Source organism: Manganibacter manganicus, from assembly GCF_002075885.1.
Classification (GTDB): Bacteria; Pseudomonadota; Alphaproteobacteria; order Rhizobiales; family Rhizobiaceae; genus Mesorhizobium; species Mesorhizobium manganicum.
Window position 1 is genome coordinate 1 of the sequence record NZ_MDET01000021.1, and the last position, 13,477, is coordinate 13,477.

Sequence of the window (13,477 nt, forward strand, 5' to 3'; positions counted from 1 at the left end):
ACAAGCTCAGGAGCTCGCACCTCAGGATGAGGGCTGATGTAGCGCCCATGTCATTGCTTTGAGGCGGCGACGTCACACAAACCTCCCTCATCGTGAGGAGGCAGCGTAAGCTGCCGTCTCGAACGACGCACTACTCAAACTGGAGCCGCACCCACCTTCCTCATGCTGAGGAGCCGGCCATGCCGGCGTCTCGAAGCACGCACAGCGCAAATTGCAAAACCCCGGCGAGAACCTGAAGCGTGAGCCTCTAGAGTCTAGGCGGATACCGCACAACCGGAGCCGCCCGGTGGTTCGAGGCTCCGCTTCCACCTACGCCCTACGGGCTTCGGCGGACGGGTTGCGGACAGCCCGCTCGCACCATCACCTCTCGTGCAGCACGAACTCCAGATAGAGATTGCGCTGGAAAAGCGAACGATTGTCGTCCGAGATAAGCGACACAATGGTCGCGCCGTCGGTCCGCCGCCAGACGTCGAGCCCTTCCATATTGTCGATCTGGTAGGCCATATCGGCCTGCAACAGCACCGGTCCGTCGGCAAGCATTCCCCTGCCGATCGCATCGCCATCGATACGCCGCAACCGCATGCGCACGCCGTCGGCCATGGAAAAGGCGCGCTCCAGAAGCAAAAGGTCGCCATTCGGCAGGAATGCGCCATCGGTGATATCGAATGGCGGATGGCGGCGAACCTTGAAGATGCCCTTCTTCGGCCCGTCGAGCACCGCCGCGAAGACATTGCCTTGCCTGTCGAGGCTCTTTTCCGTCACCGCGACGAGCGCGCCCTTCAGCGGCCCCTCCGGATCTGACCAGGTAACGGTCTCGAAACCGCGATTCTGGCGCAGTTCATAGGCCGGAACGAGAAAATCGAGTTGCCTGAACGGCAAACCGATCTTGCCCGGCTCCAGCTTGAACTGAGCGATCCGATGGTTACGCTCGAAACCGACCGTGGCGATGCCGTCCTTGACGGCAATGCTCTCGGCATCGACTTCCCATTTTTGCGCATTGACCTGACCTTCGGCGTTGAGCATCGCCTCCATACGGAAATTTTTGACACCGGATGGCCGCCCCTCTGCATCGTGGACAATTTTGCCGAAGAACCAGAAGCCGGTATCGGCAACACCGACGAAATCACTGCCCGGCTTGAGAAAGCGGAATGACGAGAAGCCGCCGAAATGACGGGGGCCGGACACCATTTCCAACCCGCCGACGAACTCCAACGGCCCGAAAGTTTTTTCATCACGGCCAATATGGAATTCGGTGATCGCGCGCACCGAGACGTCCGTCGGCTCGAGCGGCGGTGCCTCAGCGGCGATGGCTGCGGTGGAGATGAAAAGACTCATCAGGGCAGCGGCCGCAAATCGAAAACGGACAGGTGCCGAATTGAAAAGCCTTATTTGCCGCAACTTCGCCGAAAGCAAAGCTATCGTCATCCCGCGCGCCGAAGGCCGGCATTGCCATGCCGCCCGTGCCCGGTTTCCTCTTCGAACAGCGAGGCCAGTTGCTCGGTCATCGCGCCGGCCAGTTCTTCGGCATCGACAATGGTGACGGCGCGGCGGTAATAGCGCGTGACGTCGTGGCCAATGCCGATGGCCAAGAGTTCCACCGGCGAGCGCGTCTCGATCAGGTCGATGACGGCGCGCAGATGCCGCTCGAGATAATTGCCGGGATTGACCGAAAGAGTCGAATCGTCCACCGGCGCGCCATCCGAGATCATCATCAGGATCTTGCGTTGCTCGGGCCGCGCCATCAGGCGCTGGTGCGCCCACAAAAGCGCTTCGCCGTCGATGTTTTCCTTGAGCAAGCCCTCGCGCATCATCAGGCCGAGATTGCGGCGCGCCCGCCGCCATGGATGGTCGGCCGATTTATAGATGATATGGCGCAGATCGTTGAGGCGACCGGGATTTACCGGCTTGCCGTCCTTCAGCCATTTTTCGCGTGCCTGTCCGCCTTTCCAGGCGCGCGTGGTGAAGCCGAGGATCTCGACCGAAACGCCGCAACGCTCCAGCGTGCGCGCCAATATGTCGGCACAGGTCGCGGCAACGGTGATCGGCCGACCGCGCATCGAACCGGAATTGTCGAGCACCAGCGTGACCACCGTGTCGCGGAATTTTGTGTCGCGCTCCTGCTTGAAGGAGAGCGGCTGCATCGGGTCGATGACGACGCGCACCAGCCGCGCCGGATCGAGATAGCCCTCTTCGAGGTCGAAATCCCAGGAGCGGTTCTGCTGTGCCATCAGGCGGCGTTGCAATCGGTTGGCGAGCCGCCCGACCACCCCTTGCAGATTGGCCAACTGCTTGTCGAGGAAGGCGCGCAGGCGGTCGAGTTCCTCCTCGTCGCAAAGCTCCTCGGCACCGATCGTTTCGTCGAAACCGGTGGTGAAGACCTTGTAGTCGATGTCCTTGGTGAGGTTGTCGAAAGGACTGTCCTTGCGCTTGGCCTCGCCCGGCGTTTCGGCGTCCGGATCGTCCTCTTCGGAACTGTCCTCGGCATTGGCGTCGGCGGCTTCGCTTTCAGCGCTCTGCTCGTCGTCGGTCGATGCGTCGGCGTCTTCAGGTTGCGAATCCTGCTCGCCCGAATCGTCTTCGCCCTGCTCGCTCTGTTCCTCGCCCTGCGGCTGGTTTTCCTCCTGCTCCTCGCTGTCCTCGCCTTCCTGATCTTCGGCCAGTTCCTCGGCCATGTCCATCGAGGCCAGCATCTCGCGCACGACACGGGCAAAGGCGTTCTGGTCGGTGAGGTTGTCGGCAAGATGGGCGAGGTCGGCGTCGGCCTTCTTCTCCACCCAGTCGCGCCATAGCGCCACCATGCGCTCGCCGCTTTTCGGCACCGGTCGGCCGGTCAGCCTCTCGCGCACCATCAGCGCCAGCGCTTCCTCGAGCGGCGCGTCGGCCTGATCCTTCACATCCGCCAGATTGGCCCTGGCATATTTATCCTCCAGCATCTGGCCGATATTGTCGGCAACGCCGGCCATCGCCATCGATCCGATCGCCTCGACACGGGCCTGCTCCACGGCGTCATATACGGCGCGCGCCTGCTTGCCGTCAGGCGCCAGCTTCATATGGATGCTCTGGTCGTGGCAGGCGCGTTTGAGCGCCATGGAATCGCCCAGCCCACGCGTCACAGCAATATCGGACTTCGACGGTTTCTTCGGCAGTTCGGGCAGGCGTGCGCGGCTGCCGGCCAGCGCCGGCCGATCCTTGGCGAAGCTGACTTCCAGTTCCTTGTCGCCGGAGATGGCGCGCATGCACACCGAAACCGCGCGCCTGAAGCTGTCCGCTTCAGAACCCGTTTTCGGCTTGTTGCGTGTGTTGTCGCCGGGTCCGGCCATGGTCTTTTCTGTCAGCGCGAACGGCCGTCATAGGGTTGCGGATTGAGCGCGCCGGGATCGACGCCGTCGAGGCAGCGTACATTCACCGCCACCATCGCCTTGCTGTCGGGCATGCTGCCACGGGCAAAGGATTCCATGCCGCAATTGGAACAGAACAGATGCTGGATGGTGTTGGTGTTGAAGCGGTATTCCGCGAGATCCGCCTCGCCGCTCTCAAGCGCAAAGTTCTCTGCCGGTGTAAAGGCGAGAATGCTGCCGCGCTTGCTGCAATAAGAGCAATTGCAGGTGATGGGATTGGAAAGGTCGATCTCGACATTGAAATGCACCTTGCCGCAATGGCAGCCGCCTTCGTATTTCATGCTTTTCTCCCGGTCAGGCCAGAACCACGTTGGCGACGCTTTCCGTCAATTCCTCACCGAAGGCGCGCTGGTAGAATTCGGCGACCAGCGTCCGCTCCAGCTCGTCGCACTTGTTGAGGAAGGTCAGCCTGAAGGCCATGCCGACATCGCCAAAAATCTCGGCGTTCTCGGCCCAGGTGATGACCGTGCGCGGGCTCATCACCGTCGAAAGATCGCCGTTGACGAAAGCCGAACGCGTCATGTCGGCGACGCGCACCATCTTGTTAACGATCTCGCGGCCCTTGTCGTTGCGATAATGCTTGGCCTTGGCCAGAACAATGTTCACCTCATTGTCGTGCGGCAGATAGTTCAGCGTGGTGACGATCGACCAGCGGTCCATCTGCGCCTGATTGATCTGCTGCGTGCCGTGATAGAGACCGGTGGTATCGCCGAGGCCGACCGTGTTGGCGGTGGCGAACAGGCGGAAAGCGGGATGCGGGCGGATGACGCGGCTCTGATCGAGCAGGGTCAGGCGGCCCGAGCTTTCCAGCACGCGCTGGATAACGAACATGACGTCGGGGCGACCAGCATCGTATTCATCGAAGCACAGCGCAATATTGTGCTGGTAGGCCCATGGCAGGATGCCGTCGCGGAACTCGGTCACCTGCTTGCCGTCCTGCAGCACGATGGCGTCCTTGCCGACGAGGTCGATGCGCGAGACATGGCTGTCGAGATTGACGCGCACGCAGGGCCAGTTGAGGCGCGCCGCCACTTGCTCGATATGGGTGGATTTGCCGGTGCCGTGATAGCCCGACACCATGACGCGGCGATTGTAGGCAAAGCCCGCCAGGATCGCCATGGTGGTCGCCTGGTCGAACAGGTAGTCGGGGTCGATGTCCGGCACATGCTCGCTCGCCGCCGAATAGGCTGGTACGACCATCTTGGAGTCGAAGCCGAATTTCTCCTTCACCGACGCTGTCGTGTCGGGCAAATTGGCAATGTCACGTTCGACCTTGTTCATAACGTCTCCACGGGCGAACCGATGCGCTTCGCCGGCAATTCTTAATATCCGGGGCGGTCTTAGAGCCTTTTCCAACCGGATGAAAGTTGGAAAAAAGGCCCCCATCTTCAAGATCGCTCAGCAGAGGCCTGCCTGCTTGAGTACGCGATAGGCCTGCAACACGTCGCGGAATCGGTCTTCCGAACCCCTGTCGCCGCCATTCGCATCGGGATGGTGGCGCTTCACCAGTTCCTTATAGCGCGCCTTTATGTCCTTTCCAGTCGCCTTTGCGTCAAGGCCAAGCGTTTCCAGCGCCTTGGCCTCAAGCGGCTTGGCCTTGCGTTCGCGCGGCGCACCGCGGTCGCGCGGCTCGTTGAACAGGTTGAAGGGATCACGCAAACGGTTGTGGTAGCCGGCGCGGCCGGACCGCGCCTGAGCAAAATCGGGCGAAGACTTGCTGCCTGCGGTGGCACCCATCTTCCATGTCGGCCGATGACCGGTCAGCGCCTCTTTCTGGAACCGTGCGATCTCCCCATCGGGCACACCGGAAAAATAATTGAAACCCTTGTTGTATTCGCGCACATGATCGAAGCAAAAGCGGAAATACTCGCCCTCCTTCAACCGGCCGACCGGTGCGCGATGCGTGCCGGGCTGCTTGCATCCGTCCCATTGGCACGCCGGGGCGGCGGCCTTGGCCTCCGCTTTCGGGTCGGGACGGATGCGAATCTTCTCGAAATATTTTGGATAGGTTTTCATCTCACCCCATTTATGGGCTGATCGCACTGCGAAACAAGAATTGACATTTTGCGACGATCGCCCCTAACCGCTGAATCGGTCTTGAAAAGGGCGCAAGCTGCTTTTTGGGCGGCGGGCCTTATGTGGTGGAGAAATGAGCCGATGTCTATACAGGCACAGATGGAAAAGAAGCTTGAGGCGGCCTTTTCGCCGCAGCGGCTCGACGTCATCAACGAAAGCCATCTCCATGCCGGGCATCATCATGTCGAGGATGGCCATGTCGCCGAGTTCGATGGCGCGGGCGAAACACATTTTCGCGTGCGTATTGTTGCCCCGGCTTTTTCCGGGATGAGTCGCGTCGAGCGGCATCGTGCCGTCAATACAGTGCTTGCAGACGAATTGAAGGCCAGTGTGCACGCATTGGCGGTCGAACCCGCCGCGCCCGGCGAAACCGTTCGGTGGTAAATCACCGCTGTTGCAGCGGCCAGAATTCCCATGGTCATTTTATGTCGATCTGACTGTCCGCCGCTGGCCTGATTCTCAATCGTGCGATGCGGTTCTTGTCGCGCTTCATCACCACGAAGCGCTGGCCGTGGAAGGTGAAGGCCTGTTTCTCCTCGGGGATCAGTTGCGCTTCATGGATCACCAGCCCGGCAATCGTCGTTGCCTCGTCGTCCGGCAAATGCCAGTCGAGGGCGCGATTGAGATCGCGGATCGGCACCGTGCCGTCCACCACGACCGAGCCGTCGGCTTCCCGCTTGACGCCCTGCATGTCGATGTCATGCTCGTCGGCAATCTCGCCGACAATCTCCTCGATGATGTCCTCCAGCGTGACCAGCCCTTCGACCTCGCCATACTCGTCGACGACGATGGCGAAATGCGCCTTCCGACGCAAAAATGCGTTCAACTGTTCTTGCAACGTCGTGGTGTCGGGCACGAACCACGGCTTTGACGCGACCTTCATGACGTCGATGCGGGAAAAATCGTTCTCCACCTCGTTGAGTGCGCGCAGAAGGTCCTTGGCGTGCAGGACGCCGACAATATTGTCGAGCGAGCCGCGCCACAGCGGCATGCGAGTGTGCGGGCTTTGCAAAATCTCGCGCACCACCGCTTCGGGCGGGTCTTCGGCGTTAACCGAACGCATATTGGTGCGATGGACCATGACGTCGGAAACTTCGAGTTCGTTGAACTCGGTCAAGGCGAACAGCGCATCGAGGCGGCGGCGATGGCCGCTCGTCAGGTCTCCTTCGGCTGATGGGGCGCGGCCGTTACGCGCTTCTTCCGCCGGGTTCTGGAGATGAAGCGGAACATAGCCCAGAGCCTTCGCCAACCGGTCGCGCAAAACAATGGCCGTTCCACCCAGAACGGCGAAGATACCGGCCAATACCCAACCGGCGGCGTTCATGCGGGGAGGTTTTCCTTGAGGAAGGACAGCACTTCCGACGCCGGAACGTCCTTTGCAATGAAGCATTTCCCGATACCATGCGTAAGAATGAAGGTGAGCGCGCCGCGCTTCACCTTCTTGTCCTGCGCGATAAAGGAAAGCAGCCCTTCTGCATCCGGCAGGTCGCTTGGAATGTCGGCCATGCGCCATGGCAGGCCGACCGCCTTGAGATGCGCCTCGACGCGCGCCGCATCGTCGGAACTGGCAAGGTTCATACGCGTCGAGAACCGGTGCGCCAACGCCATGCCGATGGCCACGCCCTCGCCATGGACGAGGCGCGCACCATCATAGCCGACGGCTGCTTCGAGCGCGTGGCCGAAGGTATGGCCGAGATTGAGCAGAGCGCGATCACCCTGCTCGAACTCGTCGCGCGCCACGACATCGGCCTTGGCGCGGCAGGATTGCGCTATGGCTTCGATGCGGGCCGGGCCGCCGGAAAACACCTCCTGCCAGTTCTTTTCCAGCCAGGCGAAGAAGTCCGGCCGGTCGATCAGCCCGTATTTTGCCATTTCCGCATAGCCGGCGCGAAACTCACGCAGCGGTAGCGTGTCGAGGGCGACGGTATCGGCCAGCACCAGCTTCGGCTGGTGGAACACGCCGACCAGATTCTTGCCGCGCGGCGAATTGATGCCGGTCTTGCCGCCAACTGACGAATCCACCTGCGCCAGCAGCGAGGTCGGCGCCTGCACGAAATTCATGCCGCGCCGGGCAATGCCAGCGGCAAATCCGGCAAGATCGCCGATGACGCCGCCGCCCAGCGCGATCACCGCATCGCCGCGCTCCAGCCGGGCAGCCAGAACACCGTCCACCACCTCTTGCAGCGCCTCGAAATTCTTCGTCTTTTCACCCGGAGGCAGCACGATCACCGCCGGCTCGATGCCGGCTTCGGCAAGGCCATCCTTCAACCTTTGCAGTTGCGCAGCCGCGACATTTTCATCGGTGACGATGGCCGCGCGCGCGCCCGGCAGGCGTTTCACGATCTCGGCGCCGGCACGTTCGAGCAGACCCGGCCCGATCAGGATTTCGTAGGCGCGCGTCCCGAGCCCGACCTCGACGACAACCGGCTCGCTCATGATTGTACCCCTTCGGCATCCGCCGAGCTATCGAGATGCGCACCGAGGGAGGCGACGACCTCGGCGGCGATCACTTCCTTGCGCTCGTCGCGAGTCAAAACGGTGATGGCGGCATTCGCATAGACCGGGTAGCGCTCCATCATCAGCCGTTCCAACACACCGCGCGGATTGTCGTTTTTCAGAAGCGGGCGGTTCTGCTTCTTCGACACCCGCTCCATCAAAAGATCGAGATCGGCCTTCAGCCAGACCGAAACGCCGTGCGCGGCAATGGCGGCGCGGGTATCAGCATTCATGAAGGCGCCGCCGCCGGTCGACAGCACCTGCGGTCCGCCTTCCAGCACGCGCAAGATGACCCTCTGTTCCAGTGCCCGAAACTCGGCCTCGCCATAGTGCTCGAACAGTTCAGGAATGGTCATGCGCGACACACTTTCGATCTCATGGTCGCTATCGATGAAAGGCAGCGCAAGCGCGGACGCCACCTTGCGGCCGATCGCCGTCTTGCCGGCGCCCATCAGGCCGACGAAGACAATGGAACGGCCGCCGAGACGGCTCAGCAGTCTCGCCCTGCTTTCCTGCGGCATGATGTTCAACTGCGCACCCATTGTCCGGCGTATCGACATGAAAAGCCGGATGGCGTCAAGCGCCGGCCGAGTGTCCAGGGGTGGCAATGCTCTTGAAATGGCCCAAATGGCGTCTCATAACGACACGCATCAGCGTTCGTTATCTGGTCAGCGGGGCACCGACCATTTCATGCCGACATTGTTTCGTCTTGTCGTGACGCTGGCCGTGCTGGCCGGCCTCGCCTACGGCACCATGCTGGCGCTGGTGACGTTCGTTTCGCCCCGGCAGGCCGAACTCAGCGTGCGCGTGCCGCTGGAAAATCTCGTCCCGCAGAAATGAAGGCCGCCGCCCGCATAGAGGCCTTCCTCGAAATGATGAGCGTCGAACGCGGTGCAGCTGAAAATACGCTGGCCAGCTATCGGCGCGATCTGGAAGACGCGTCCAGCGAGATCGAGGGCGGCCTGGCTTCCGCCGGCGGCGCCGACATCACTGCGTATCTGGAGGGTATCGCTGCAAAAGGTTTTGCCGCCACCACCCAGGCGCGAAAACTCTCCGCCATCCGGCAGTTCTTCAAGTTCCTCTACGCCGAGGGCCTGCGCGGCGACGACCCGACGGGGACGCTGGACAGCCCCAAAAAAGGCCGGCCGCTGCCCAAATCCATGAGCGAGGCCGAAACCGGCCGGCTGCTCGACCGCGCCGCGACGGAGGCCGCCGATCCGGCATTGTCGGGTGGTGACGGGCAAGCCGCATTGCGGCTGCACGCGCTGGTCGAGGTGCTTTATGCAACCGGCCTGCGCGTTTCCGAACTGGTCGGCCTGCCGGTGAGCGTGGCTCTGCGTGACGACCGCTTCTTCATGGTGCGCGGCAAGGGCGGCAAGGAGCGCATGGTGCCGCTTTCGGGCAAGGCGCGTGCCGCGATGCGCGCGTGGCTGGATGCCCGCCAGAGGGTGCCTGCTCTGGCCGAAAGCCCGTTCCTGTTTCCGGCCGCTTCCGGAACCGGTCATTTGCCGCGTCAGGTTTTCGCGCGCGAACTGAAGGCGCTTGCCGCGCGTAGCGGGATTACCGCGGCGAAAATCTCGCCGCATGTGCTGCGCCATGCCTTTGCCAGCCATCTTTTGCAGAATGGAGCCGATCTGCGCGCCGTCCAGCAGCTTCTCGGCCATGCCGATATTTCGACCACGCAAATTTATACCCATGTGCTGGAGGAGAGGCTGGTGCGGCTGGTCAATGACCACCACCCGCTTGCCGACTAGGCGTCGGATCGTTATGTGAGGGCTCAATGACGGCTGCCGGCGTACCCGGTAACGCTGTCTTCAGGTTTCTGCCGCCATCCTTTTTGGGGTTTTGGTCCGCTCACGCATGTATAATTATCTCGATTTTGAAAAACCGGTCGCCGACCTCGAAGGCAAGATCATCGAGTTGAAGAAGCTCGCCGAAAGTGGCGAGGCCGTCGATGTCGCCGACGAGATCGCGCGGCTGGAGAAACGTTCGCGCGATGCACTGCGCGATGTCTACAGGGCGCTCACCCCTTGGCAGAAGGTGCAGGTCGCGCGCCATCCCGACCGCCCGCACTGTCTCGACTATATCAAAGGCCTGTTCACCGATTTCACGCCTCTGGCCGGCGACCGCGCCTTCGGCGAGGATCAGGCGCTTGTCGGCGGATTCGCCCGCTTCAACGGCGAACCGGTGGCGGTGCTCGGCCAGGAAAAGGGTTCCGACACGGCCAGCCGGCTCAAGCACAATTTCGGCTCGGTGCGGCCGGAGGGCTACCGCAAGGCGGTGCGCATCATGGAACTGGCCGACCGCTTCGCCATCCCGCTGGTCATGTTGGTCGATACCGCCGGCGCCTTTCCGGGCGTCGAGGCCGAGGAGCGCGGCCAGGCGGAGGCCATCGCCCGTTCCACTTCGGCGAGCCTTGGATTGAAAGTGCCGTCCGTGGCGATGATTATCGGCGAAGGCGGTTCCGGCGGCGCCATCGCAATCGCTGCCGCCAACCGTGTCTATATGCTGGAACACGCCATCTATTCGGTGATCTCGCCGGAAGGGGCAGCCTCGATCCTGTGGCGCGACCCGACCCGCTCGAAGGACGCCGCCACCAATATGAAGATCACGGCTCAGGATCTTCTGGAGTTCAGGATTATCGACGGTATCGTGGCCGAGCCGCTCGGCGGCGCCCATCGCTCGCCGGAAGCCGTGATCCTGGCCACCGGCGAGACGATCGACAAGGCTTTCAAGGAACTGGCTGCATCCAATGTCGATTACCGTGAGCAGCGGCGTGAGAAATATCTCGCCATGGGACGCAATATCTGACGCCGAAGCATCGGACCGAAAATAGAATCCGGTTCCGGGATTTTTCCGCTGCTGCATCAAGGTGCCGCGTCAGAAGCCGGGAATTGTGACGCCGGGCACGATTCTGCCACAAAAATGCCTCTCCTTTCGGCTCAATTGATGATGCCGCGCAAGGGGATTGGTGCGTCGCGGTAAGGAATTTTCAAGGTTAACGGACTAGAAACTCCGGTACTTAAGCAAAGCCGCCGCGTGCAAATCGCCGTTGGCGGCGGGGAATGATGAACAGCGTAATCATGCTTGCAAGATTTGCCCGCACCGGACTCGTGATTGCCGCGCTCGGCCTTGTCGGTTGCACCGATACATCCGTCACCGACTTCTCGCCGCAATACGCACACAAGCAGTTGCCGGCCAAGATCCTCGCCAAGATGAAGGCGAAGGGCATGAAGAAGGGTTCGCCGATTGTCGCCCGCATCTTCAAGGAAGAGGGCGTGCTGGAGATCTGGAAGCAGAAGACCAACGGGCGTTACGACATCATCGCGACCTATCCGATCTGCAAATGGTCGGGCCAACTCGGGCCGAAATACACCGAAGGCGACCGCCAGGCGCCGGAGGGCTTCTACGAGGTCAAGCCCTCGCAGATGAACCCGCGCTCGAACTACCACCTCGCCTTCAATATCGGCTACCCCAACACCTATGACCGGGCCAATGGCCGCACCGGCTCCAATCTGATGGTGCATGGCGCCTGCTCGTCTTCCGGCTGCTACTCGATGACCGACGAGCAGATCGAGGAGATTTATGCGTTCGGCCGCGACGCCTTCCAGGGCGGCCAGACCGAGTTCCAGATCCAAGCCTATCCGTTCCGCATGACGGCGGCCAATATGGCACGCTACCATGACGACCCGAACTTCGCATTCTGGAAGATGCTGAAGGTCGGTTACGACAATTTCGAAATCACCAAGGTGCCGCCGAAGGTGGACGTATGCGAGAGACGCTATGTCTTCAACCAGATCGCGGCACCCGGCGAGAGCTTCAATCCGACCGGTGCCTGCCCCGCTTCCACACAGCCCGATTCGCTGAGAACGGCCTATGCCTCCTATGAGAGCCGCTACGACGCTGCTTTCAATGCCGCCATCAAGGCCAGCACGCCGGCGCCCAAACCGTCCATCAACGGCATCAAGGAAGCCAATCTTGTCTCCGACTGGACGCGCCGGCGCGCGCGCGGAGAACGTGTTCCGATCACCCCGCCATCGCTGAACACAGATGGCAGCATCACCGAAACGAGCCGCATGGGCCGTATCGATTCGCCAGCCGGCCGCAAGATGGCGGCAATCGACGCGGCAAAGGCTGCCAAGGAAAAGGCGGCGAAAGAAAAGGCTGCCGCCATTGCCGCAGCCAAGGCGGCCAAGGAAGCTGAAAAGCAGCGCATCGCCGAGGCGAAGGCCGCGGCCGAGGTGGCCAGCGAACAAGCCGCCAGCGCCCCGGTGCAGGTCGAACCTGCCGTACAAACCGCGCAATCGGACGGTCCGGTAAGCCGTCTGAAAAACAAGCTGCTGGGCATGTTCGGCGGCTGAGCCGCTTCATTGATCAGCGGACGGAGCCAACTCCGGGGATAGCCAGCGGGTTGTCGTGCAGCGCGGCGCGATCCGGTGTATCGGGCGCCGGCCGGTTGGTGAAAGCCGCAAACAGCCGCTGCACATAATCCCCCGGCATATCCAGCGTGATCAGCACCAGCCGGGTTCCGCGCCTTTCGTCCGGCCAGGCAGGCAGCCGTGCCGGCGGATGCAGGATTTTTTGCACGCCATGGATCACCAACGGCCGTGACGGGTCCTCGGCGAGTTCGACAATGCCCTTCATGCGCAGGAGCTTGTCGCCATGCGCCGAGCGCAGCAAATCGAGAAACATCTCGATGGCCGAGAACGGCACCGCACCGTCATGAATCAGCGAATGCGAGCGCACACGGGAATCGTGCCGATGCGCATGGTCATGTGAATGGCCGCGATCATGATGTTCGTGGTCATGTCCCTCATGGCCATCGTCATGCGAGGCCTCGCCCAGCCAGCGCCGCACATCGGCCGTCTTGGCGGCGGGATTATAAAGCCCGCAGTCCAGCAGATCGGAAGCGCCAGCCTCGCCGACGATGATGCGCACGCCCGGATTGATGGCGTGCAGCCTTTCGCTCAACCTTTCGATCACAGCCTTGTCGGCAAGATCGGTCTTGGTGATGACGAGGCGGTCGGCCATCGCCGCCTGCTTCACCGCCTCGACATGGTTGTCGAGCGCGGCATCGCCGTTGACGGCATCGACCAGCGCGATCACCCCATCCAGCCGGAAAGCATGCACGAGCGCCGGGTGTGCCATCAGCGATTGCAGCACCGGCGCCGGATCGGCAAGGCCGGTGGTCTCGATGACGATACGCGCCAGCTTGTCGATCCGGCCGGTTTGCAGGCGATCCACCAGATCGGCCAACGTATCCACCAGTTCGCCGCGTACCGTGCAGCACAGGCAACCGTCGGAAAGCTGGATGATACCGTCGGAAGCCTGCTCGACCAGAAGATGATCTATGGCGACTTCACCATATTCGTTGATGATAACCGCGGTATCGACAAGCGCGGGGTCCTTCAACAGCCGGTTGAGCAAGGTGGTCTTGCCGGCGCCAAGAAAGCCGGTCAGCACCGATACGGGAATGGGAAAGGCGCTCATGGATTCATTTCTGCCCG

Annotated in this window: 14 protein-coding genes; 5 read left to right on the forward strand and 9 right to left on the reverse strand. The window is 61.8% G+C overall.

Annotated features, from left to right (window positions below; genetic code table 11):
* Positions 1 to 360: 360 nt before the first annotated feature.
* The 5 genes from BFN67_RS13680 to BFN67_RS13700 all read right to left on the reverse strand — a co-directional run bounded on the left by BFN67_RS13680 (position 361) and on the right by BFN67_RS13700 (position 5,414).
* Positions 361 to 1,335 (reverse strand): esterase-like activity of phytase family protein, encoded by a 975-nt coding sequence (locus BFN67_RS13680; protein ID WP_245295262.1) that lies wholly within the window; start codon positions 1,333 to 1,335, stop codon positions 361 to 363.
* An 86-nt stretch (positions 1,336 to 1,421) separates the two neighbouring features.
* The gene (gene cobT / locus BFN67_RS13685; RefSeq protein ID WP_080920125.1) at positions 1,422 to 3,320 is read right to left on the reverse strand and encodes a cobaltochelatase subunit CobT; all 1,899 of its coding nucleotides are present in this window, start codon (positions 3,318 to 3,320) and stop codon (positions 1,422 to 1,424) included.
* Between the two features lie 11 nt (positions 3,321 to 3,331).
* Complete coding sequence (locus tag BFN67_RS13690) at positions 3,332 to 3,679, reverse strand: GFA family protein (RefSeq protein WP_080920126.1); 348 nt, start codon at positions 3,677 to 3,679, stop codon at positions 3,332 to 3,334.
* 13 nt (positions 3,680 to 3,692) lie between these two features.
* Positions 3,693 to 4,679, reverse strand: a complete 987-nt coding sequence (cobS, locus tag BFN67_RS13695; RefSeq protein ID WP_080920127.1) for a cobaltochelatase subunit CobS — start codon at positions 4,677 to 4,679, stop codon at positions 3,693 to 3,695.
* A gap of 117 nt (positions 4,680 to 4,796) precedes the next feature.
* Complete coding sequence (locus BFN67_RS13700) at positions 4,797 to 5,414, reverse strand: J domain-containing protein (RefSeq protein WP_080920128.1); 618 nt, start codon at positions 5,412 to 5,414, stop codon at positions 4,797 to 4,799.
* A 141-nt stretch (positions 5,415 to 5,555) separates the two neighbouring features.
* On the opposite strand from BFN67_RS13700, the gene BFN67_RS13705 reads away from it, so the two are divergent.
* Positions 5,556 to 5,858: a BolA family protein gene (locus tag BFN67_RS13705; RefSeq protein WP_080920129.1), complete on the forward strand. Its 303-nt coding sequence runs from the start codon at positions 5,556 to 5,558 to the stop codon at positions 5,856 to 5,858.
* A gap of 34 nt (positions 5,859 to 5,892) precedes the next feature.
* Here the strand turns inward: BFN67_RS13705 and BFN67_RS13710 are convergent, their stop codons facing one another.
* Genes BFN67_RS13710 through BFN67_RS13720 form a run of 3 tightly spaced genes read right to left on the reverse strand, consistent with a single transcriptional unit; the run spans position 5,893 to position 8,512 of the window.
* Positions 5,893 to 6,798, reverse strand: a complete 906-nt coding sequence (locus BFN67_RS13710) for a transporter associated domain-containing protein (protein ID WP_080920130.1) — start codon at positions 6,796 to 6,798, stop codon at positions 5,893 to 5,895.
* Positions 6,795 to 7,910, reverse strand: a complete 1,116-nt coding sequence (aroB, locus tag BFN67_RS13715; protein ID WP_080920131.1) for a 3-dehydroquinate synthase — start codon at positions 7,908 to 7,910, stop codon at positions 6,795 to 6,797. Before aroB ends, BFN67_RS13710 begins: the two co-directional genes overlap by 4 nt.
* The gene (locus BFN67_RS13720; protein WP_080920132.1) at positions 7,907 to 8,512 is read right to left on the reverse strand and encodes a shikimate kinase; all 606 of its coding nucleotides are present in this window, start codon (positions 8,510 to 8,512) and stop codon (positions 7,907 to 7,909) included. The genes aroB and BFN67_RS13720 overlap by 4 nt, the downstream gene beginning before the upstream one ends.
* 148 nt (positions 8,513 to 8,660) lie before the next feature.
* Here BFN67_RS13720 and BFN67_RS13725 point away from each other — a divergent pair, with 148 nt between their 5' ends.
* The 4 genes from BFN67_RS13725 to BFN67_RS13740 all read left to right on the forward strand — a co-directional run bounded on the left by BFN67_RS13725 (position 8,661) and on the right by BFN67_RS13740 (position 12,331).
* Positions 8,661 to 8,810 (forward strand): histidine kinase, encoded by a 150-nt coding sequence (locus BFN67_RS13725; protein WP_080920133.1) that lies wholly within the window; start codon positions 8,661 to 8,663, stop codon positions 8,808 to 8,810.
* Entirely contained in the window at positions 8,807 to 9,724 is a 918-nt protein-coding gene (locus tag BFN67_RS13730) for a site-specific tyrosine recombinase XerD (protein ID WP_080920134.1), read from the forward strand. Before BFN67_RS13725 ends, BFN67_RS13730 begins: the two co-directional genes overlap by 4 nt.
* Positions 9,725 to 9,830: 106 nt before the next feature.
* Complete coding sequence (locus tag BFN67_RS13735; RefSeq protein WP_080920135.1) at positions 9,831 to 10,781, forward strand: acetyl-CoA carboxylase carboxyltransferase subunit alpha; 951 nt, start codon at positions 9,831 to 9,833, stop codon at positions 10,779 to 10,781.
* 272 nt (positions 10,782 to 11,053) lie between these two features.
* On the forward strand, positions 11,054 to 12,331 hold the full coding sequence (locus BFN67_RS13740) for a L,D-transpeptidase family protein (protein ID WP_080920178.1): 1,278 nt from the start codon (positions 11,054 to 11,056) through the stop codon (positions 12,329 to 12,331).
* A 13-nt stretch (positions 12,332 to 12,344) separates the two neighbouring features.
* On the opposite strand, the gene BFN67_RS13745 is transcribed toward BFN67_RS13740, so the two are convergent.
* Entirely contained in the window at positions 12,345 to 13,460 is a 1,116-nt protein-coding gene (locus BFN67_RS13745; protein WP_080920136.1) for a CobW family GTP-binding protein, read from the reverse strand.
* Positions 13,461 to 13,477: the final 17 nt, after the last annotated feature.

Bases quoted from the DNA above. Each gene is read 5' to 3' on its own strand.
- aroB (WP_080920131.1), bottom strand. From the start codon at position 7,910: ATGAGCGAGCCGGTTGTCGTCGAGGTCGGGCTCGGGACGCGCGCCTAC.
- BFN67_RS13720 (WP_080920132.1), bottom strand. From the start codon at position 8,512: ATGGGTGCGCAGTTGAACATCATGCCGCAGGAAAGCAGGGCGAGACTG.
- BFN67_RS13740 (WP_080920178.1), top strand. From the start codon at position 11,054: ATGCTTGCAAGATTTGCCCGCACCGGACTCGTGATTGCCGCGCTCGGC.
- BFN67_RS13710 (WP_080920130.1), bottom strand. From the start codon at position 6,798: ATGAACGCCGCCGGTTGGGTATTGGCCGGTATCTTCGCCGTTCTGGGT.
- BFN67_RS13725 (WP_080920133.1), top strand. From the start codon at position 8,661: ATGCCGACATTGTTTCGTCTTGTCGTGACGCTGGCCGTGCTGGCCGGC.
- BFN67_RS13745 (WP_080920136.1), bottom strand. From the start codon at position 13,460: ATGAGCGCCTTTCCCATTCCCGTATCGGTGCTGACCGGCTTTCTTGGC.
- cobS (WP_080920127.1), bottom strand. From the start codon at position 4,679: ATGAACAAGGTCGAACGTGACATTGCCAATTTGCCCGACACGACAGCG.
- BFN67_RS13700 (WP_080920128.1), bottom strand. From the start codon at position 5,414: ATGAAAACCTATCCAAAATATTTCGAGAAGATTCGCATCCGTCCCGAC.
- cobT (WP_080920125.1), bottom strand. From the start codon at position 3,320: ATGGCCGGACCCGGCGACAACACACGCAACAAGCCGAAAACGGGTTCT.
- BFN67_RS13705 (WP_080920129.1), top strand. From the start codon at position 5,556: ATGTCTATACAGGCACAGATGGAAAAGAAGCTTGAGGCGGCCTTTTCG.
- BFN67_RS13730 (WP_080920134.1), top strand. From the start codon at position 8,807: ATGAAGGCCGCCGCCCGCATAGAGGCCTTCCTCGAAATGATGAGCGTC.
- BFN67_RS13690 (WP_080920126.1), bottom strand. From the start codon at position 3,679: ATGAAATACGAAGGCGGCTGCCATTGCGGCAAGGTGCATTTCAATGTC.
- BFN67_RS13680 (WP_245295262.1), bottom strand. From the start codon at position 1,335: ATGAGTCTTTTCATCTCCACCGCAGCCATCGCCGCTGAGGCACCGCCG.
- BFN67_RS13735 (WP_080920135.1), top strand. From the start codon at position 9,831: ATGTATAATTATCTCGATTTTGAAAAACCGGTCGCCGACCTCGAAGGC.